The organism is Paracoccus versutus, from assembly GCF_000763885.1.
GTDB lineage: Bacteria > Pseudomonadota > Alphaproteobacteria > Rhodobacterales > Rhodobacteraceae > Paracoccus > Paracoccus versutus.
Genome location: NZ_JRKO01000002.1, coordinates 41,649 through 59,472 on the forward strand (window position 1 = coordinate 41,649; position 17,824 = coordinate 59,472).

Consider the following 17,824-nt stretch of genomic DNA (forward strand, 5'->3'; position numbering starts at 1 on the left):
ACCTCGCCCCGCGCGCTCAGGCCAGCGCCTTCAGCGCCGCATGAAGGTCGATGGCGCCGTCGTAGAGCGCCCGGCCCGAGATCGCCCCGGCGATGACCCCGGTCGCGCGCAGCGCCAGCAGATCCTGCATCGAGGAAACCCCGCCCGAGGCGATGACCGGAATGTTGACCGCCCGCGCCAGGGCCTCGGTCGCGGCGATGTTGGGGCCGGCCATGGCGCCGTCGCGGTCGATGTCGGTATAGATGATCGCGGCAACGCCCGCGTCCTGGAAGCGATGCGCCAGGTCGACGGCCATCACGTCGGTCTCCTCGGCCCAGCCGCGGGTCGCGACCCGGCCGTTGCGGGCGTCGATGCCGACGGCGATCTTGCCGGGGAAAGCCATCGCCGCCTCGCGCACCAGGTCGGGCTGCTCGACCGCCACCGTGCCCAGGATCACCCGCGCCAGGCCGCGCTCCAGCCAGGCCTCGATGGTGGCCATGTCGCGGATGCCGCCGCCCAGCTGGGCGGGCACGTCGATGGCGGCCAGGATCGCCTCGACCGCGGCGCCATTGACCGGCTTGCCGGCGAAGGCGCCGTTCAGGTCGACCAGATGCAGCCATTCCGCCCCGGCATCCTGGAAGGCGCGGGCCTGCGCGGCGGGGTCCGAGCCGAAGACGGTCGCCGCCTCCATGTCGCCGCGCAGCAGGCGCACGCAATTGCCGTCCTTGAGGTCGATCGCGGGATAAAGGATCATCGCATCTCTCCTGATAGCGTGGCGCCCCTTTGCCACAGCCGGCGGCGGACCGAAAGGCCCCGGATCCGCCGGCCGCGACCTCACGTCAGGCTTGATCGGCGGCCCGGGGCGCGCCCATCCTGCGCCCCGGACCATAACCCTGGGGAGGGGGGAATCACCATGAGGACATTGGCTCTTGCCACGCTGCTCGCGCTTGCGGGCGCCACCGCGCAGGCCCAGGGCATCGGCGGCATCTTCCAGACCCAGGCCAATGACGACGGCAATGTCGGCATGGTCGAGTTCTACGACTGCGGCGGCAAGTATTGCGGCCGGCTGGTCAGAAGCTTCGACAAGGCGGGCAAGCAGATCAAGTCGCCCCATGACGGCAAGAACATCGTCGCCGGCATGGCCGATGAGGGCGGCGGCAAGTTCTCGGGCGGCACGATCTGGGATCCCGGCGCCGACAAGACCTACAAGTCGAAGATGCAGCTCGACGGCAAGACGCTGAACGTCTCGGGCTGCGTCGCGGTCTTCTGCAAGACGCAGCAATGGGTGCGGGTCAAATAGCCGCCCGGCTTCCGCTGCGGCTTTCTCCGTTTTCCAAATACTCCGGGGGACGCCTTTCAGGCCCCGTCGAGGGGCCTGAAAGGCGGGGGGCAGAGCCCCCGCCCCCGCCCGTCACGGGCGCCAGCGCAGGAAGTTGCCGATGATGCGCAGCCCCACGGCCTGCGACTTCTCGGGGTGGAACTGGGTGCCGACGATGTTGTCCCGCCCGACCACCGCCGTCACCGGTCCGCCGTAATCGGCGGTCGCCAGCAGATGCGCGGGATCGGCGACCCGGAACTGCCAGCCATGCACGAAATAGGCATGGTCGCCCGTCGCGATCCCGTCGAGCAGCGGGTGCGGGCGCAGCACCCTGAGGTCGTTCCAGCCCATATGCGGCACTTTCAGGCCGGGCGCCCGGATCGCCTCGATCTCGCCGCCGATCCAGCCCAGCCCCGCGGTGTCGCGATATTCGTGCCCGATCTCGGCCAGCATCTGCATGCCGACGCAGATGCCCATGAAGGGCACGGCGCGGGCGATCACCGCCTCGTGCAGCGCCTCGACCATGCCCGGCACGGCGTCGAGCGCCGCCCGGCAGGCCGGAAAGGCGCCGTCGCCCGGCAGCACGATGCGATCGGCGCGCGCGACCTCGGCCGGGTCGGATGTCACCACCACCTCGGCCCCCGCCTCGCGCCCCATCAGCGCAAAGGCCTTTTCGGCCGAATGCAGGTTGCCGCTGTCGTAATCGACCAGCGCCACCCGCATCACAGCGCGCCCTTGGTCGAGGGCAGCACGCCCGCCATGCGCGGGTCGGGCTCGACCGCCTCGCGCAGGGCGCGGGCGACGGCCTTGAAGGCCGCCTCGGCGATGTGATGGGCGTTGAGCCCGTGCAGCCGGTCGACATGCAGCGTGATCCCGCCATGGGTCGCAAGCGCCTGGAAGAATTCCCGCACCAACTCGGTGTCGAAGCTGCCGATCTTCTGCGCCGGGAAATCCACGTTCCAGACCAGATAGGGCCGCGCCGACAGATCCAGCGCCGCGCGCACCAGCGCATCGTCCATCGCCAGGTGGAAGGCGCCATAGCGGCGGATGCCCCGCTTGTCGCCTAGCGCCTGCGTCAGCGCCTGGCCGATGGCGATGCCGGTATCCTCGACCGTGTGGTGGTCGTCGATATGCAGGTCTCCCCTGGCCCGCACGGTTAGGTCGATCAGCGAATGCCGGGCCAGCTGGTCCAGCATGTGGTCGAAGAACCCGACGCCGGTCCGGTTGTCGTAGCGGCCGCTGCCGTCGAGGTCCAGTTCGACCTCGATCTGCGTCTCGGCCGTCTCGCGGGTGATCTTTGCGCGGCGCATCGCGTCTCTCTCCATCATGCAGGCTTGCCGCCTTATAGGGTCCGATCCGGCGGCTGAAAAGCCGATGCGGCGCCGCAGGCCCGGCGAGAAAACCCCGCCGCGTCCCGCCCGTCCTTGTCATATGGCCGGTGCAATGCGAAAAGTGGTGGGCGAGCCCCGAAGGACAAGCGACCCGAAAGGATCCTGGCCGATGAGAGATGATCTGAACGTCAGTGAAAAACGGCTGATCGCGGCCCTGGACCGCATCGACCAGTTCCTGGACCGTACCGCCGCGTCGCGGCATGCCCCGCAGCCCGTCCCGGCGAATGCGGAGGCCGCCTCGCAGCTGCACGAGCTTCAGGCCGAAAACCGCCGCCTTTCGCAAGAGCTTGCCGCCCTGCACGAGCACCAGTCCGTCACGCTTTCGGACTGCGAGCAGAGGCTGGCCGAGGCGCATCGGCGCTTGGTCGAGGCCGGGGAGGAGGCCGCGCGGCTTTCGGCCGCCAACGAGGCGCTGGCCGAGGCCAACCGCGCCCTGATCGCGGCGCAGCAGGGGGACGGCGCGCAGGACGAGGCCCGCCGCGCGCTGGAGGCCGAGGTCGAATCGCTGCGCGCCGCCCGCGCGGCCGAGGTCGCGCAGATGGGCGAGATCGTCGATGCGCTGGACCGCATGATCGAGGCCCCCGCCCCCGCGGCGGGCGTTTCGGAGACGGCGCCGGCGCCGGACACGGCCGAGCATGCCGATGCGGCGCTGGACGAGGGAAGGGGTTGAACCATGGCGGAAGTGGATTTCTCGATCGGGCACAAGTCCTATACCCTGGCCTGCCAGGAGGGCGAGGAGCGGCTGCTCAAGCGCGCCGCCGGCCTGCTGGATGCCGAGGCGCGGGTGATTCTGGAACAGGCCGGCCGGATGCCCGAGCCGCGGCTTTTGCTGCTGTCGGGGCTGATGCTGGCCGACCGCACCTCGGCGCTGGAGGATCGCCTGGCCTCGCTGGAGCGCGAGCTGGCGCGGCTGAAGGCCAACCCGCAGCGCGTCGAGGTGCCGGTGGTGCCCGAGAGCCTGGGCGAGGCCATGGCGGAACTGGCCGCGCGGGCCGAGGCCCTGGCGCAGAAGGCCGAGGACCAGCTGGCGGACTGAGTGCCGGCGCCGCCGATCCCGGAGTATTTGCAAAACCGTGAAGGGGCGGGCTGCGGGGTGCGCGCCCGTGCCCCCTTTTGGCCGGTGCGGTCCTGGCTGTATAGCGCGGGCCGACCATCCATTCAGGAGCATTCATGGAACGCCTTCTCGAACGCAGCCTTTTCGCCAGCCGCTGGATGATGGCGCCGATCTATGTCGGTCTGGCGCTGTCTCTGCTCATCCTGCTTTGGGTCTTTGCGCTGGAGCTTTGGCATCTGATCGGCATCCTGCCGGTGATGACGGTCAACGATGCGGTGCTGGGGGTGCTGGCGCTGATCGACCTGAGCCTGGCGGCGAACCTCCTGCTGATCGTGATATTCTCGGGCTACGAGAATTTCGTCAGCCGCATGGACCTGAGCGAACACGAGGACCGGCCGGAGTGGCAGGGCGAGGTGGATTTCTCGGCGCTGAAGCTGAAGCTGGTGGCCTCGATCGTGGCGATCTCGGGCATCCACCTGCTGAAGGTGTTCATGGATGTCGGCAAATACGCCCCCGAGCAGATCCGCTGGATGGTGGTGATCCACCTGGTCTTCGTGATCTCGGGCGTGCTGCTGGCGGCGATGGACTGGATCGCGAGCCACGGCAAGACGCTGAAGAAGGCCAAGGCGTCCCAGGCCTGAGCCCTTGTGCCGGCTGCGCGGTCGCATGAGTATTTGGGGAACGAAGAAGGGCAGGGGCGGCGCATGATCGGCGGCGCCCCTTTTCGCTTTGGCGGATTTTTGGCCGGGCGGGCGGCGCGGACCCTTGCGACTTTGCCCGCCATGGCTATAACCCCGGACGATTTATCAGCCGCCAGCCCGAGGGACCGTCATGCCGAAGAGAACCGATATCAAATCCATCCTGATCATCGGTGCCGGTCCCATCGTCATCGGCCAGGCCTGCGAATTCGACTATTCCGGCGCCCAGGCCTGCAAGGCGCTGCGGGAGGAAGGCTACCGGGTCATCCTGGTCAACTCGAACCCCGCCACGATCATGACCGATCCCGAGATGGCGGATGCGACCTATATCGAGCCGATCACCCCCGAGGTGGTGGAAAAGATCATCGCCAAGGAGCGGCCGGACGCGCTGCTGCCGACCATGGGCGGGCAGACCGGGCTGAACACCGCCCTGGCGCTGGCCGACATGGGCGTGCTGAACCGCTACGGCGTCGAGCTGATCGGCGCGCAGCGCGCCGCCATCGAGATGGCCGAGGACCGCAAGCTGTTCCGCGAGGCCATGGACCGCATCGGGCTGGAGAACCCGCGCGCCACCATCGTCGCCGCGCCCAAGCATCCGAACGGCAAATACGACATCGCGGCCGGGGTCTCGATGGCCATGGAGGCGCTGGAGGAGATCGGCCTGCCCGCCATCATCCGCCCCGCCTTCACCCTGGGCGGCACCGGCGGCGGCGTCGCCTATAACCGCGACGATTACGAGCGCATCGTGCGCTCGGGGCTGGAAGCCTCTCCGGTGGCGCAGGTGCTGGTGGACGAGAGCCTGCTGGGCTGGAAGGAATACGAGATGGAGGTCGTGCGCGACCGCGCCGACAATGCCATCATCGTCTGTTCCATCGAGAACGTCGATCCGATGGGCGTGCATACCGGCGATTCGATCACCGTCGCCCCGGCGCTGACCCTGACCGACCGCGAATACCAGCGCATGCGCAACGGCTCGATCGCCGTGCTGCGCGAGATCGGGGTCGAGACCGGCGGCTCGAACGTGCAATGGGCGATCAATCCGCGCGACGGCCGCATGGTGGTGATCGAGATGAACCCGCGGGTCTCGCGCTCCTCGGCGCTGGCGTCCAAGGCCACGGGCTTCCCCATCGCCAAGATCGCCGCCAAGCTGGCCGTCGGCTATACGCTGGACGAACTGGACAACGACATCACCCGCGTCACCCCGGCCAGCTTCGAGCCCTCGATCGACTATGTCGTGACCAAGATCCCGCGCTTCGCCTTCGAGAAGTTCCCCGGTTCCAAGCCCGAGCTGACCACGGCGATGAAATCCGTGGGCGAGGTCATGGCCGTCGGCCGCACCTTCCACGAATCGCTGCAAAAGGCGCTGACCTCGATGGAGAACGGGCTGACCGGGCTTGACGACATCGATATCCCCGGCGCGCCCGACAAGGCGGCCGTCGTCAAGGCGATCAGCCAGCAGACCCCCGACCGGCTGCGCCTGATCGCCCAGGCCATGCGCCACGGGCTTTCCGACGACGAGATCCAGCACGCGACCAGCTTCGACCCCTGGTTCCTGGCCCGGCTGCGCGAGATCGTCGATGCCGAGGCCGAGCTGTGCGCCCAGGGCCTGCCCGAGGATGCCGAGGGCCTGCGGCGGCTGAAGATGATGGGCTTTACCGATGCGCGGCTGGCGAAGCTTGCCGGCAAGGCCGAGGCCGAGGTTCGCCAGGCCCGCCGCGCCCATGACCTGCACCCGGTCTTCAAGCGCATCGACACCTGCGCGGCCGAGTTCGAGGCCCAGACCCCCTATATGTATTCGACCTACGAGGCCCCGGCGATGGGCGATGTCGAGAACGAGGCCCGGCCCAGCGACCGCAAGAAGGTGGTGATCCTGGGCGGCGGCCCGAACCGCATCGGCCAGGGCATCGAGTTCGACTATTGCTGCTGCCATGCCTGTTTCGCGCTGACCAAGGCCGGCTACGAGACGATCATGGTCAACTGCAACCCCGAGACGGTCTCGACCGATTACGATACCTCGGACCGGCTGTATTTCGAGCCGCTGACCCTGGAGCATGTGCTGGAGATCCTGGCGGTCGAGCAGGAGAACGGCACGCTGCACGGCGTCATCGTCCAGTTCGGCGGCCAGACGCCGCTGAAGCTGGCCAATGCGCTGGAGGAGGAGGGCATCCCGATCCTCGGCACCACGCCCGACGCCATCGACCTGGCCGAGGACCGCGAGCGCTTCCAGAAGCTGCTCAACGACCTGGGGCTGAAGCAGCCGATCAACGGCATCGCCCATTCCGACGCCGAGGCCATCGAGATCGCGCAGCGCATCGGCTTCCCGCTGGTCATCCGTCCGTCCTATGTGCTGGGCGGCCGCGCGATGGAGATCGTGCGCGACATGGACCAGCTCAACCGCTATATCCGCGAGGCGGTGCAGGTTTCCGGCGACAGCCCGGTGCTTCTGGACAGCTATCTCTCGGGCGCCATCGAGGTCGATGTCGATGCGCTGTCCGACGGCAAGACCGTGCATGTCGCCGGCATCATGGAGCATATCGAGGAAGCGGGCGTCCATTCCGGCGACTCGGCCTGCTCGCTGCCGCCGCATACGCTGGACGCCGCCACCATCGCCGAGCTGAAGGTCCAGACCGAGGCGATGGCCCGCGCGCTGAACGTCGTCGGGCTGATGAACGTGCAATTCGCGCTGAAGGACGGCGCGATCTATGTGCTGGAAGTGAACCCGCGCGCCTCACGCACCGTGCCCTTCGTCGCCAAGGCCACCGACAGCGCGATTGCGTCCATCGCCGCGCGGTTGATGGCGGGCGAGCCGATGTCGAACTTCCCCGCCCGCGCGGCCTATCCCGAGGGCGTCGGCCCCGACGATCCGCTGCCCTTTGCCGATCCGCTGACGCTGGCCGATCCCAACACGCCCTGGTTCTCGGTCAAGGAGGCGGTGCTGCCCTTCGCCCGCTTCCCCGGCGTCGATACGCTGCTTGGCCCGGAAATGCGCTCGACCGGCGAGGTCATGGGCTGGGACCGCAGCTTCCCGCGCGCCTTCCTCAAGGCGCAGATGGGGGCGGGGACGCAGCTGCCCGAAGGCGGGCTGGTCTTCGTCTCGGTCCGCGACGCCGACAAGACCGCCGATCTGGCCGAGGCTGCGCGCGAGCTGACCGCCATGGGCTTCAAGCTGGTCGCGACCCGCGGCACGGCCGAGTTCCTCCGCGGCGCGGGGGTCGAGACCGAATTGGTGAACAAGGTCTACGAGGGCCGCCCGAACATCGTGGACCGGCTGAAGAACGGCGAGATCGCCATGGTGCTGAACACCACCGAGGGCGCCCAGGCCATCGCTGATTCGCGCGAGATCCGTGCGGTCGCGCTGAACGACAAGATCCCCTATTACACCACCGCGGCCGGCAGCATCGCCGCCGTCGCGGCGATCAAGTCGCGCGGCGAAGGTGAAGTCGGGGTGAGGTCGCTTCAGGCCTAGGACCGATCTGGCCGGTTGGAGGAGGTCGGGGTGATTCCGCGCCCCGGTCCCGGCCGGCAAGGCATGGAAGGCTGGCGACCCGCCGGGAAAATGCGACGGCTGAACGGGGGGACCGATCCGGTTCCGCAACGCCACGATCCGCAAGGGCGAACCGGCCGGCGCTTTCATCGGCGCCGCCGAGGGCGATCCGCTGAAACTCGTCAGGCGCCCCGCCTGCAATCATGCGGTGGCGACAGGTGATCGCCTGGCCGCTTCCCGGCGCGGCTTCATCTGTCGGGGTGGCGACATTCGTCCGGCAGGATGATTAAACCCGGCGACGGCTTTACGATTTGCGCAAGGCGGGCGACCCGCTTGGTCCATGCTGGGGCGACGGAATACGAAATCATCGCGTTCCCCGCGCAAAAGACGCCATCTGCCCCAAGGCGGCAGGGCGCGCGCGGCTGGCCGATGGCGCCCGAGACGGCGGCATGAGCGGTTGCCTTCATGGTCCGCGAATTGCAGGGCAATCGCAGCTTTCAAGCCATCGAAAATAGGGGATGAAGTGGCAGCCCGTAGGGGAGTCGAACCCCTCTTTTCAGGTTGAAAACCTGACGTCCTAACCGATAGACGAACGGGCCACTTTTTCGTATCCGCCGGGTCTTGCCCTGCGGCGTGGGGCGGTATTTAGGTTCTCTGCCGCGGGGCTGCAAGCGGAAAAATCACCTTGCGCCAAAGTTTTTTCCCGGCCGGTGGCGGGGGCTCAACCCACCGGCGCGGCGTCGTCCAGGCGCAGCCGCACCCGCTCGCGCCCGCCCCATTGCGTGAGCTCCAGCTTGCCCGCCAGGTGGAAGCGGCGACCCCTTGCGCCCAGCAGCGCGGGGCCCAGCGGGCCGTTCATCGCGCCCCAGGCCACCGCCTCCAGGGCTTGGCTGCCGGGGCTGCGGAAGCGCAGGCGCAGGTGGCTGTCGCCCATCGCCCCGGCGCTGTCGATCAGCTGCTCGGCAAAGGCGAAGCGCGGCGCCGGCGCGGCCTGGCCGAAGGGGCCGGCGCGCTCCAGCATCTGCATCAGCTCGACCGTGGCGCCCGAGGGGTCCAGAAGCCCCGAGATGCGCAGCTCGCCCGCGCCGGGACGCTCGGCCATCTCGCGCGAAAGCAGCTGCGACAGGCGCTCCATGGCCGCGGGGATCCTGGCCTCCTCGATGGTCAGGCCGGCCGCCATCGCATGCCCGCCGCCCTTCAAGAGCAGCCCCTCGGCCGAAAGGCGCTGGATGGCGCGGCCCAGGTCCACGCCGGGCACCGAGCGGGCCGAGCCCTTGCCGATGCCGCGCTCGACCCCGATCACCACCGCGGGCAGGCCGGTCGCCTCTTTCACCCGCGCGGCGACGATGCCGACGACGCCGGGATGCCAACCGTCGCCCGCCGCCCAGGCGACCAGGCTGTCGCCGGCCCGGGCGCGCGCCTCGACCTGGGCCAGGGCCTCGTCGCGCACGGCGGCCTCGATGGCGCGGCGGTCGCGATTCAGCGCGTCCAGCTCGGCCGCCAGCCGCTCGGCCTGGCGGCCGTCGGTGCAGGACAGGCACAGCGCCCCCAGGTCGGCACGGCCGACGCGGCCGCCGGCATTGATCCGCGGTCCCAGCAGGAAGCCCAGGTGAAAGGCGTTCGGTGCCGAATCGAGCCGCGCCACGTCGGACAGCGCCACCAGGCCGGGACGCTCGCGCCGGGCCATGACCAGCAGCCCCTGCCGCACGAAGGCGCGGTTCACCCCCACCAGCGGCGCCACGTCGGCCACCGTCGCCAGCGCCACCAGGTCCAGCAGCGGGATCAGGTCGGGCTGCGGATGACCGCCCCGGCGCAGCAGGCTGTTGCAGCGCACCAGGGTCAGGAACACCACGCCGGCGGCGCAGAGATGGCCAAGGCTGCCATCCTCGTCGGCGCGATTCGGGTTCACCACGGCCGCGACCTGCGGCAGGGTCTCGCCGCCCTGGTGGTGGTCCAGCACGATCACGTCGCAGGTCGAGGCCGCAAGTGCCTCGTGGCTGAGCGTGCCGCAATCGACGCAGACGATCAGGTCGTGATCCTGCGACAGCCCCGCGATGGCGGGGGCGTTGGGCCCATAGCCCTCGTCGATTCGGTCGGGGATGTAGAGCGTGGCATCGCGCCCCTGCCGGCGCAGCCAGTCCAGCAGCAGCGCCGCCGAGGCGCCGCCATCCACGTCGTAATCGGCGAAGATGGCGATGCGCTGGCCGGCCAGAAGGGCGGCGACCAGCCGCTCGGCGGCCTTGTCCATGTCGCGCAGGCTCAGGGGGTCGGGCAGCAGGTCGCGCAGCTTGGGATCGAGGTAAAGCGGCGCCTCATGCGGGGGCACGCCGCGCGCGGCCAGAACCCGGCTGACGGGCAGGGGCAGGCGGCTGTCCTGGGCCAGCGCCTCGGCGGCGCGTTCCAGCATGGCGTCGGGACCGCGCCAGAGGCGGCCGGTCAGCGAGGAGGTAACGGAAAGAAAGGCGGTCATGCGGGCTTCATCCCCCATGACCGCCTGCTGTTCAAGCCCGTCCGGCAGCGTTTACCGGATCGGGTTGCGATAGATCATGCGCCGGACCGAGCCGGTCTTGGAGCGCATCAGGATGGTTTCGGTCTGCAGGTAATGCGGCTCGCGCTTGACGCCGGCCACGATCGAGCCGTTCGTCACCCCGGTCGCGGCAAAGATCACGTCCGCCGTCACCATCTCGTCGCGCGAATAGATGCGGTCCAGGTCGGTGATGCCGGCCTTGGCGGCGCGGCCGCGCTCGTCGTCGTTGCGAAACAGCAGCTTGCCCCACATCTGCCCGCCCATGCATTTCAGCGCCGAGGCGGCCAGCACCCCCTCGGGCGCGCCGCCCGAACCCATGTACATGTCGATGCCGGTCAGTTCGGCCTCGGCGCAATGGATGACGCCGGCCACGTCGCCATCGGTGATCAGCCGGATCGCCGCGCCGGTCGAGCGGACCTCGGCCACCAGATCCTCGTGCCGCGGCCGCTCCAGGATGCAGACGGTGATGTCGCTGTCCTTGACGCCGCCGGCCTTGGCCAGGGCGCGCACCCGCTCGGACGGGGTCATGTCCAGGCTGACCACGTCCTTGGGATAGCCGGGGCCGATGGCCAGCTTTTCCATGTAGACATCGGGCGCGTGCAGCAGCGTGCCGCGCGGCGCCATGGCGATCACGGTCAGCGCGTTCGGCATGTCCTTGGCGGTCAGCGTCGTGCCCTCCAGCGGGTCCAGCGCGATGTCGACCGCGGGGCCCTGGCCGGTGCCGACCTCCTCGCCGATGAACAGCATCGGCGCCTCGTCCCGCTCGCCCTCGCCGATGACGACGACGCCCTTGATGTCGAGCATGTTCAGCTGGTCGCGCATCGCGTTGACGGCGGCCTGGTCGGCCGCCTTCTCGTCGCCGCGGCCGATCAGCCGCGCCGAGGCATGGGCGGCCGCCTCGCTCACGCGGGCAAGGCCGAGCGACAACATGCGATCGTTGAAATCCTTGGGCGAGGTCATGCGGAAATTCCTTGTGCTTTCTGGCTTTCCGGGCTTCTACGCCCGGTGCCCCGGCCCGGCAAGCCTGCGCGCGCTAACGGGTCAGTTTTCCGCCAGTTCCAGCGCCAGCGCATGGATGCGCGGCACGATGTCGCCCAAGCTGGCATGCACCAGCCGGTGGCGCGCCACATGGCCCAGCCCGGCAAAGCGGGCGCTGGCCATACGGATGCGGAAATGCGTCTCGCCGCCCTCGCGCCAGCCGCCATGGCCGCGATGGCTCTCGCTTTCGTCGATGATTTCCAGCCGCGACGGCTGAAGCTCGGCCAGTCTTTTCCGCATCTCGTCGGCAATCATGCGCTTGCCCCCTTTCATGTCCCGCGAAATAGCCTAAACTGCCTGTCCCGTTCAGGACAAGGCAGGCAGATGAGCAACAGCGACCCGTTCGGATTCGACATTTCCGCGGCCTCGGACAAGAAACGCCGGGCCAAGGGCCGGCGCGGCATGTCCGGCGCCTTCGAAACCTCGACGCGGCGATGCGACAAGGAGGGCTGCGACCAGCCTGGCCAGTACCGCGCGCCGAAATCGCCCCGCGCGCTGGACGAATACTATTGGTTCTGCAAGGAACATGTGCGCGAATACAACCTGAACTGGAACTATTTCCAGGGCCAGTCCGAGGCCGAGTTCCAGGAGTTCCTGGACAATGCCACGGTCTGGGAGCGCCCGACCAAGCCCTTCGGCCGCGCCGCGCAGGAACAGAAATGGGCGCGCCACGGCATCGACGACCCGCTGGAGATCCTGGGCGCGAACGGCACCAACCCCGAGATGCGCACCCGCACCGCGCGGAAGCTCCCGCCGACCGAGCGCCGGGCGCTGGAGATCCTCGAGGCCAAGGAGACCTGGACCCGCGCCGAGATCCGCAAGCAATACAAGTCCCTGGTCAAGGATCTGCATCCCGACATGAACGGCGGCGACCGCTCGGACGAGGACCGCCTCCAGGAGGTGGTCTGGGCCTGGGACCAGATCAAGGACAGCCGCAGCTTCAAGGATTGAAGGATGGGGGCTTTGCGCCCCCACGCCCGCCGGGCAAGCCCGACGGGCTTCCCCCGCAGGATATTTTTCCACGAAAGAAAGGGAAGTAGGCGCCCTGGCTTCTTTCGTGTCCAAATATCCTGGGGGAGCGCGGAACGCGCGGGGGCAAAGCCCCCTGCGGCCTTACAGTTCGCGCTTGATCGCCTCGACAAGGTCGGTCCGTTCCCAGGAGAAGCCGCCATCGGCATCGGGCGCGCGGCCGAAATGGCCATAGGCGGCGGTGCGGCGATAGATCGGGCGGCAAAGCGCCAGATGCTCGCGGATTCCGCGCGGCGTCAGGTCCATGGCGCGCGAGACGGCGCGCTCGATCTCGGTCTCGGGGATCTCGCTGGTGCCGAAGGTGTCGGCATAGATCGACAGCGGCTTGGCCACGCCGATGGCATAGGACAGCTGGATCACGCAGCGTTTTGCCAGGCCCGCGGCGACCACGTTCTTGGCCAGGTAGCGCGCGGCATAGGCGGCCGAGCGGTCCACCTTGGTCGGATCCTTGCCCGAGAAGGCGCCGCCGCCATGCGGCGCTGCGCCGCCATAGGTGTCGACGATGATCTTGCGCCCGGTCAGGCCGGCGTCGCCGTCCGGCCCGCCGATGACGAAGGTGCCCGTCGGGTTCACCCACCATTCCGTATTCTCGGTCAGCCATTCCGCGGGCAGCACCTCGCGGATATAGGGCTCGACGATGGCGCGGATGTCGTCCGAGCCCTGGCTTTCGTCCTTGTGCTGGTGCGACAGCACCAGGCTGGTGATCTCGACCGGCTTGCCGTTCTCGTAGCGCAGGCTCAGCTGGGACTTCGCATCCGGGCCCAGCGTCGGCTCGGCGCCGGATTTGCGCGCCTCGGCCAGGCGGCGCAGGATCGCATGCGCATATTGGATCGGCGCGGGCATCAGTTCCGGCGTCTCGTCCACGGCGTAGCCGAACATGATGCCCTGGTCGCCGGCGCCGTCGCGGTCCACGCCCTGGCTGATATGGGCGGATTGCTCGTGCAGGTAGTTGTGGACGTGGCAGGTGTTCCAGTGGAACTTTTCCTGCTCATAGCCGATGTCGCGGATCGTCTCGCGGGCGATCTCGCTGATGCGGCCCATGTATTCGCCCAGCTTCTTCTGGTCGGTCAGGCCGATCTCGCCCCCGATCACCACGGTGCCGGTCGTCGCGAAGGTTTCGCAGGCGACGCGGGCGGCCGGATCCTCGGCCAGCAGCGCGTCCAGCACGGCGTCCGAGATCTGGTCGCACAATTTGTCGGGGTGGCCCTCGGAGACGGATTCCGAGGTGAACACATAGTTCTGTCTGGCCATGAAGATGCTCCGTTGAAATGACGCCGCCACGCCAGGAAGCCGTTGTGACGGTCAGGCGAAGCGTTAGTGGACGCGCCCGCCGCCGTCAACTGCGCAACTTGCGCCGCGGCCCCAGGGCGGCCAGCAGAAAGGCCGCCAGCGCCATCGCCACGGCCGGCCAGTCGCCGAGCTGCGACCAGGGCGTGGGCGGCAGCGCCGCGGGCAGGGCGGTGTCGATGCGGCCGGCGCGGTTCAGGCCCAGCGTGGCGCGCAAGGCCCCCCGCGCGTCGATCACCGCCGAGACGCCGGTATTCGCCGCCCGCATCAGCGGCAGGCCTGATTCGATGGCGCGCAGCCGGGCCTGGGCCAGGTGCTGCCACGGGCCGGAAAGCTGGCCGAACCAGGCGTCGTTGGTGACTTGCAGAAGCCAGCCCGGCCGGTTTTCCCCCGCGATCAGGTGGTGCGAGAACACGGCCTCGTAGCAGATCAGCGGCTGCATCGGCGGCAGGCCGGGCAGGCGCATGACCTGCGGGCCGGGACCGGCGGAATAGCCGAAACCGTGCTGGGCGGCAAAGGCGCGGATGCCGAACTGTGCCATCATGTCGCCCCAGGGCGTGTATTCGCCAAAGGGAACCAGGTGGAACTTGTCGTAGACGGGACCGATTCCTTCGGCCGAGAACTCGGTCAGGCTGTTGAAGTAGCGGCTGCCCTCGACCCGCTGGATGCCCAGCACGACCGGGGCGCCGACATAGGCGGCGATGTCCTGCGACGCGGTGCCGGATTGTTCGAGCAGGAAGTTCACCGCCGTCTCGGGCCAGATCACCGCGTCCGGCGGCGGCAGGTCGGGATCGCGGATGGCCGAAAGGTCGAGCAGGCGGCGGAAGAACACCTCGGACCACCAGGGATCCCATTTCAGCGCCTGGGTGGCGTCCGGCTGGATCAGGCGCAGGCGCAGGCCGGTATCGGGCGGCAGGGGCTGGGCCAGGCGCGCCAGCCCCGCGCTCCAGGCGGTGGCGACGACCAGAGCGGCCAGCACCGTGCCGGGCAGGGCCGGGAACCGGCCGGGGCGGCGAAAGCACAGGGGTAGGGCGGCGGCCAGCATGGTCAGGCCGGACAGCCCGATCGCGCCCAGGGTGGCCGCGACCTGCCCGGCGGGGGTGTCGATCCAGACATGGCCAGCCAGCGCCCAGGGCAGGCCGGTAAAGATCCAGCCTCGCATCCAGTCCGACAGCACCATCAGCGCGGCGAAGCCCAGCCCCTGGCGGGGAAAGCCCGGCGCGAGGCGCACGGCGAGCCAGGCGGGCACGGTCCAGAACAACGCCCCGCCCGCCGCGGTCAGCACCAGCGCAAAGGGGGCCATCCAGCCGTAGGTCTCGGGCTCGACCAGGAAGGGCTCGACGATCCAGGCCATCGCCAGCGCGAAATGGCCCAGCCCGGCGGCAAAGGCGTGCCAGGCGGCAGCGCGGGGCGTTTCCGCCCGCGCGACCTGCCGGCATAGCAGGGCCAGCGCCAGCAGCGTCAGCGGCCAGAGATCCCAGGGCGCCTGACCCAGCGCGGCCATGGCCCCCAGCCCCACGCCAAGGGCGAGCATCGCCCAGGACGGGCGCCCGCGTCGCGAGGATGGCGTGAAGGCCGAAAGGGCCGCCATGGAACCGGCTCAGGCCCCGGCGGTGGTGTCGTCCGGGCTCGGCGCGGCATCGGCGCCGGGTGCGTCGGGGGCGGCCGCTTCGGCCTCGGCCGCCTTGGCCTTGGTCTTGCGCGGCGCGCGAGGCTTGGCCGGCTTTTTCGCCGCCTTGCGGGCGGGCTTGGCGGCGGGCTCGGCCTCGGCCGCGGCGTCCGGCTGTTCGGGCGCGGGCTGATCCGCCTCTGCCGGAGCCTCCGCGGCGGCGGGCTCGGCCTTGGCCTTGGGGGTGCGCGGCTTGCGCTTGCGGACGGGCTTTTCCTTGGCCTCGGGCTCGGCTACCGGCTCGGCGGCGGCTTCCACGGGCACGGGTTCGGGGGCCGTTTCCGGTTCGGGGGCCGATTCCGCTGCCGGTTCCGCGGGCTGGATCGCCGGCTCGGCCAGGGCTTCGGCCGGGGCCGGAGTCGGGGCCTCGGCGGGCGTGGGTGCGGGCACGACGGTCGGCTCGGCGGTCGGCTCGGCGGCGGCGGTCTCGGCAGGCTGCGCGGCCGCCTTGGTCCGGGCGGATTCCCCCCGGCGGCGTTTGCCGGGCCTGCGTTCGGCGGACGGCTGTTCGGCAGGCTGGCGCTCGGCGGCGCCTTCGGCCGGCTCGGGTGCCACCTCGTCACGCAGGGGCTCGGCCGTGGCCTTTTCGACCGGGGATTCCTCGATCGGGTCGCGGAAGCCGGGGCGGAAGCTGCGGGTCAGGAATTCGGGCATATGCTCGCCCATGCCCATGACCGGATGGCGGTCGGTGCGGCGATCCTCGCGCCGGTCGTGACGCTCGCCATGGCGTTCGCGACGTTCGTCCCGGCGCTCGTCCCGGCGTTCCTCGCGGGGGGCGCGGTCGTGCCGGCGCTCGGCCTGTTCGACGGGCTTGGCCTCGGCGCGGGGCTCGTGGGCCTGGACGGGCGCCTGGGCGCGCTGTTCGCTGTCGTCGCGCCGGCCCCGGCGGTCGCGGTCGCGCCCGCGTTCCTTGCGGCCGGATTCGCGCGCCGGGCGCGGCGCGCCCTGGGCGGCGGTGGAAAGGGCAAAGCCCTCGGGCACCGGCGCGCGGGGCAGGGTCTGCTTGACCAGCGATTCGATGGCGCCCAGGTATTTCTCGTCCGCGGGGGTCGCGATGGAAATCGCGGTGCCCAGCCGCCCGGCGCGGCCGGTGCGGCCGATGCGGTGGACATAGTCCTCGGCATGGCTGGGCAGGTCGAAGTTGAACACATGGCTGACCGCCGGGATGTCGAGCCCGCGCGCCGCCACGTCCGAGGCGATCAGGAAGCGCAGCGTCCCTTCGCGGAACCCGTCCAGCGTCGCCATGCGGTGGCGCTGGTCCAGGTCGCCGTGGATCGGCGCGGCGTCGAAGCCATGCGCCTTGAGCGACTTGGCGACGATGTCCACCTCGGTCTTGCGGTTGCAGAAGATGATGGCGTTCTTGAGCCCCTCGCCCTCGGCGCGGATCAGCGCGCGCAGCAATTCGCGCTTCTGCTTGGCGGTCTGGTCGCGGCGGGTGGGAGTGATCTCGATCAGCTTCTGGGTGATCGTCTCGCTGGTGGTGGCCTGGCGGGCGACCTCGATGCGCTCGGGCGCATGCAGGAAGGTGTCGGTGATGCGCTCGATCTCGGGCGCCATGGTGGCGCTGAAGAACAGCGTCTGCCGGGTGAAGGGCGTCAGCTGGAAGATGCGCTCGATGTCGGGGATGAAGCCCATGTCGAGCATGCGGTCGGCCTCGTCCACCACCATGATCTGCACGCCGGTCAGCAAGAGCTTGCCGCGCTCGAAATGATCCAGCAGCCGGCCGGGCGTCGCGATCAGCACGTCGACGCCGCGGTCGATCAGCTTGTCCTGTTCCCCGAAGCTGACGCCGCCGATCAGCAGCGCCTTGGTCAGCCGGGTGTGCTTGGCGTAGATGTCGAAGTTCTCGGCCACCTGGGCGGCCAGTTCGCGCGTCGGGCACAGCACCAGCGACCGCGGCATCCGCGCCCGCGCCCGGCCGCGGCCCAGCAGGGTGATCATCGGCAGGGTGAAGCTGGCGGTCTTGCCGGTGCCGGTCTGGGCGATGCCCAGCACGTCGCGCCCTTCCAGCGCCGGGGGAATCGCCCCGGCCTGGATCGGCGTGGGCGTTTCATACCCCGCCTCGGAGATGGCTTTCAGAACCTTGGGGTCCAGCTTCAGATCGGAAAACTTGGTCATTCAGGGCTTTCGTATCAATGCGCGGAACCAGCCCGCGCCGTTCATGCGTCCATCGCCGCCATCCGGGAAACCGGATTTTCGCGGCGGGTCGGGACGCAATTTCCGCACGCCCCTCGCCTTGCCTGCCGGATGCAGACAGGGCGGGCCTAGCGGAAAACCCGCTCTTCGTCAATCTGATGCGCGACTGCCGTTCGGCGGGCCGGTTGACGGCCCCCTTGGGCAGGCGCTATCC

Annotated in this window: 14 protein-coding genes, 1 tRNA gene, 1 pseudogene and 1 riboswitch; of the genes and pseudogenes, 6 read left to right on the forward strand and 10 right to left on the reverse strand. The window is 69.5% G+C overall.

Features of this window, described 5'->3' with window-relative positions:
• Nucleotides 1-16: 16 nt before the first annotated feature.
• Complete coding sequence (gene hisA / locus IT40_RS01295; RefSeq protein WP_036749502.1) at nucleotides 17-733, reverse strand: 1-(5-phosphoribosyl)-5-[(5-phosphoribosylamino)methylideneamino]imidazole-4-carboxamide isomerase; 717 nt, start codon at nucleotides 731-733, stop codon at nucleotides 17-19.
• Between the two features lie 159 nt (nucleotides 734-892).
• On the opposite strand from hisA, the gene IT40_RS01300 reads away from it, so the two are divergent.
• Complete coding sequence (locus IT40_RS01300) at nucleotides 893-1,279, forward strand: DUF2147 domain-containing protein (protein ID WP_036749504.1); 387 nt, start codon at nucleotides 893-895, stop codon at nucleotides 1,277-1,279.
• Between the two features lie 111 nt (nucleotides 1,280-1,390).
• Here the strand turns inward: IT40_RS01300 and hisH are convergent, their stop codons facing one another.
• Both hisH and hisB read right to left on the reverse strand, forming a co-directional pair.
• Nucleotides 1,391-2,020: an imidazole glycerol phosphate synthase subunit HisH gene (gene hisH / locus IT40_RS01305; protein WP_036749507.1), complete on the reverse strand. Its 630-nt coding sequence runs from the start codon at nucleotides 2,018-2,020 to the stop codon at nucleotides 1,391-1,393.
• Entirely contained in the window at nucleotides 2,020-2,607 is a 588-nt protein-coding gene (gene hisB / locus IT40_RS01310) for an imidazoleglycerol-phosphate dehydratase HisB (RefSeq protein WP_036749509.1), read from the reverse strand. The genes hisH and hisB overlap by 1 nt, the downstream gene beginning before the upstream one ends.
• A gap of 190 nt (nucleotides 2,608-2,797) precedes the next feature.
• Here hisB and IT40_RS01315 point away from each other — a divergent pair, with 190 nt between their 5' ends.
• The 4 genes from IT40_RS01315 (at nucleotide 2,798) to carB (ending at nucleotide 7,906) form a co-directional block, all read left to right on the forward strand.
• Nucleotides 2,798-3,358 carry a hypothetical protein gene (locus tag IT40_RS01315; protein ID WP_052095668.1) on the forward strand — a complete coding sequence of 187 codons (561 nt, stop codon included), beginning with the start codon at nucleotides 2,798-2,800 and terminating at the stop codon, nucleotides 3,356-3,358.
• A gap of 3 nt (nucleotides 3,359-3,361) precedes the next feature.
• Nucleotides 3,362-3,724 (forward strand): cell division protein ZapA, encoded by a 363-nt coding sequence (locus IT40_RS01320; RefSeq protein ID WP_024843277.1) that lies wholly within the window; start codon nucleotides 3,362-3,364, stop codon nucleotides 3,722-3,724.
• Between the two features lie 134 nt (nucleotides 3,725-3,858).
• The gene (locus IT40_RS01325) at nucleotides 3,859-4,383 is read left to right on the forward strand and encodes a TIGR00645 family protein (RefSeq protein ID WP_036749511.1); all 525 of its coding nucleotides are present in this window, start codon (nucleotides 3,859-3,861) and stop codon (nucleotides 4,381-4,383) included.
• A 190-nt stretch (nucleotides 4,384-4,573) separates the two neighbouring features.
• The gene (gene carB / locus IT40_RS01330) at nucleotides 4,574-7,906 is read left to right on the forward strand and encodes a carbamoyl-phosphate synthase large subunit (protein ID WP_036749514.1); all 3,333 of its coding nucleotides are present in this window, start codon (nucleotides 4,574-4,576) and stop codon (nucleotides 7,904-7,906) included.
• 542 nt (nucleotides 7,907-8,448) lie between these two features.
• Here the strand turns inward: carB and IT40_RS01335 are convergent.
• The 4 genes from IT40_RS01335 to IT40_RS01350 all read right to left on the reverse strand — a co-directional run bounded on the left by IT40_RS01335 (nucleotide 8,449) and on the right by IT40_RS01350 (nucleotide 11,744).
• Nucleotides 8,449-8,523: transfer RNA gene (locus tag IT40_RS01335), tRNA-Glu, on the reverse strand.
• 122 nt (nucleotides 8,524-8,645) lie between these two features.
• Nucleotides 8,646-10,394 (reverse strand): single-stranded-DNA-specific exonuclease RecJ, encoded by a 1,749-nt coding sequence (gene recJ / locus IT40_RS01340; RefSeq protein WP_036749517.1) that lies wholly within the window; start codon nucleotides 10,392-10,394, stop codon nucleotides 8,646-8,648.
• A gap of 51 nt (nucleotides 10,395-10,445) precedes the next feature.
• A complete protein-coding gene (gene glpX, locus IT40_RS01345) occupies nucleotides 10,446-11,411 on the reverse strand; it encodes a class II fructose-bisphosphatase (RefSeq protein ID WP_036749520.1) in 966 nt (321 codons plus the stop codon).
• Between the two features lie 81 nt (nucleotides 11,412-11,492).
• Nucleotides 11,493-11,744, reverse strand: coding sequence for a BolA family protein (locus tag IT40_RS01350; protein WP_036749743.1), 252 nt, complete (start codon nucleotides 11,742-11,744; stop codon nucleotides 11,493-11,495).
• 69 nt (nucleotides 11,745-11,813) lie between these two features.
• On the opposite strand from IT40_RS01350, the gene IT40_RS01355 reads away from it, so the two are divergent.
• The gene (locus IT40_RS01355) at nucleotides 11,814-12,440 is read left to right on the forward strand and encodes a J domain-containing protein (protein WP_036749523.1); all 627 of its coding nucleotides are present in this window, start codon (nucleotides 11,814-11,816) and stop codon (nucleotides 12,438-12,440) included.
• Nucleotides 12,441-12,602: 162 nt separating this feature from the next.
• On the opposite strand, the gene metK is transcribed toward IT40_RS01355, so the two are convergent.
• The 3 genes and pseudogenes from metK to IT40_RS01370 all read right to left on the reverse strand — a co-directional run.
• Nucleotides 12,603-13,769, reverse strand: coding sequence for a methionine adenosyltransferase (gene metK / locus IT40_RS01360; RefSeq protein WP_036749526.1), 1,167 nt, complete (start codon nucleotides 13,767-13,769; stop codon nucleotides 12,603-12,605).
• A 5-nt stretch (nucleotides 13,770-13,774) separates the two neighbouring features.
• Nucleotides 13,775-13,823: riboswitch (SAM-SAH riboswitch) on the reverse strand.
• Between the two features lie 31 nt (nucleotides 13,824-13,854).
• Nucleotides 13,855-15,396 carry an apolipoprotein N-acyltransferase gene (lnt, locus tag IT40_RS01365; RefSeq protein WP_036749530.1) on the reverse strand — a complete coding sequence of 514 codons (1,542 nt, stop codon included), beginning with the start codon at nucleotides 15,394-15,396 and terminating at the stop codon, nucleotides 13,855-13,857.
• A 642-nt stretch (nucleotides 15,397-16,038) separates the two neighbouring features.
• Nucleotides 16,039-17,592: pseudogene (locus IT40_RS01370) on the reverse strand (DEAD/DEAH box helicase); the annotation flags it as partial.
• Between the last annotated feature and the right edge of the window lie 232 nt (nucleotides 17,593-17,824).

Coding starts and splice junctions, on each gene's coding strand:
- hisA (WP_036749502.1), bottom strand. CDS start 733: ATGATCCTTTATCCCGCGATCGACCTCAAGGACGGCAATTGCGTGCGC.
- IT40_RS01300 (WP_036749504.1), top strand. CDS start 893: ATGAGGACATTGGCTCTTGCCACGCTGCTCGCGCTTGCGGGCGCCACC.
- hisH (WP_036749507.1), bottom strand. CDS start 2,020: ATGCGGGTGGCGCTGGTCGATTACGACAGCGGCAACCTGCATTCGGCC.
- hisB (WP_036749509.1), bottom strand. CDS start 2,607: ATGCGCCGCGCAAAGATCACCCGCGAGACGGCCGAGACGCAGATCGAG.
- IT40_RS01315 (WP_052095668.1), top strand. CDS start 2,798: ATGAGAGATGATCTGAACGTCAGTGAAAAACGGCTGATCGCGGCCCTG.
- IT40_RS01320 (WP_024843277.1), top strand. CDS start 3,362: ATGGCGGAAGTGGATTTCTCGATCGGGCACAAGTCCTATACCCTGGCC.
- IT40_RS01325 (WP_036749511.1), top strand. CDS start 3,859: ATGGAACGCCTTCTCGAACGCAGCCTTTTCGCCAGCCGCTGGATGATG.
- carB (WP_036749514.1), top strand. CDS start 4,574: ATGCCGAAGAGAACCGATATCAAATCCATCCTGATCATCGGTGCCGGT.
- recJ (WP_036749517.1), bottom strand. CDS start 10,394: ATGACCGCCTTTCTTTCCGTTACCTCCTCGCTGACCGGCCGCCTCTGG.
- glpX (WP_036749520.1), bottom strand. CDS start 11,411: ATGACCTCGCCCAAGGATTTCAACGATCGCATGTTGTCGCTCGGCCTT.
- IT40_RS01350 (WP_036749743.1), bottom strand. CDS start 11,744: ATGATTGCCGACGAGATGCGGAAAAGACTGGCCGAGCTTCAGCCGTCG.
- IT40_RS01355 (WP_036749523.1), top strand. CDS start 11,814: ATGAGCAACAGCGACCCGTTCGGATTCGACATTTCCGCGGCCTCGGAC.
- metK (WP_036749526.1), bottom strand. CDS start 13,769: ATGGCCAGACAGAACTATGTGTTCACCTCGGAATCCGTCTCCGAGGGC.
- lnt (WP_036749530.1), bottom strand. CDS start 15,396: ATGGCGGCCCTTTCGGCCTTCACGCCATCCTCGCGACGCGGGCGCCCG.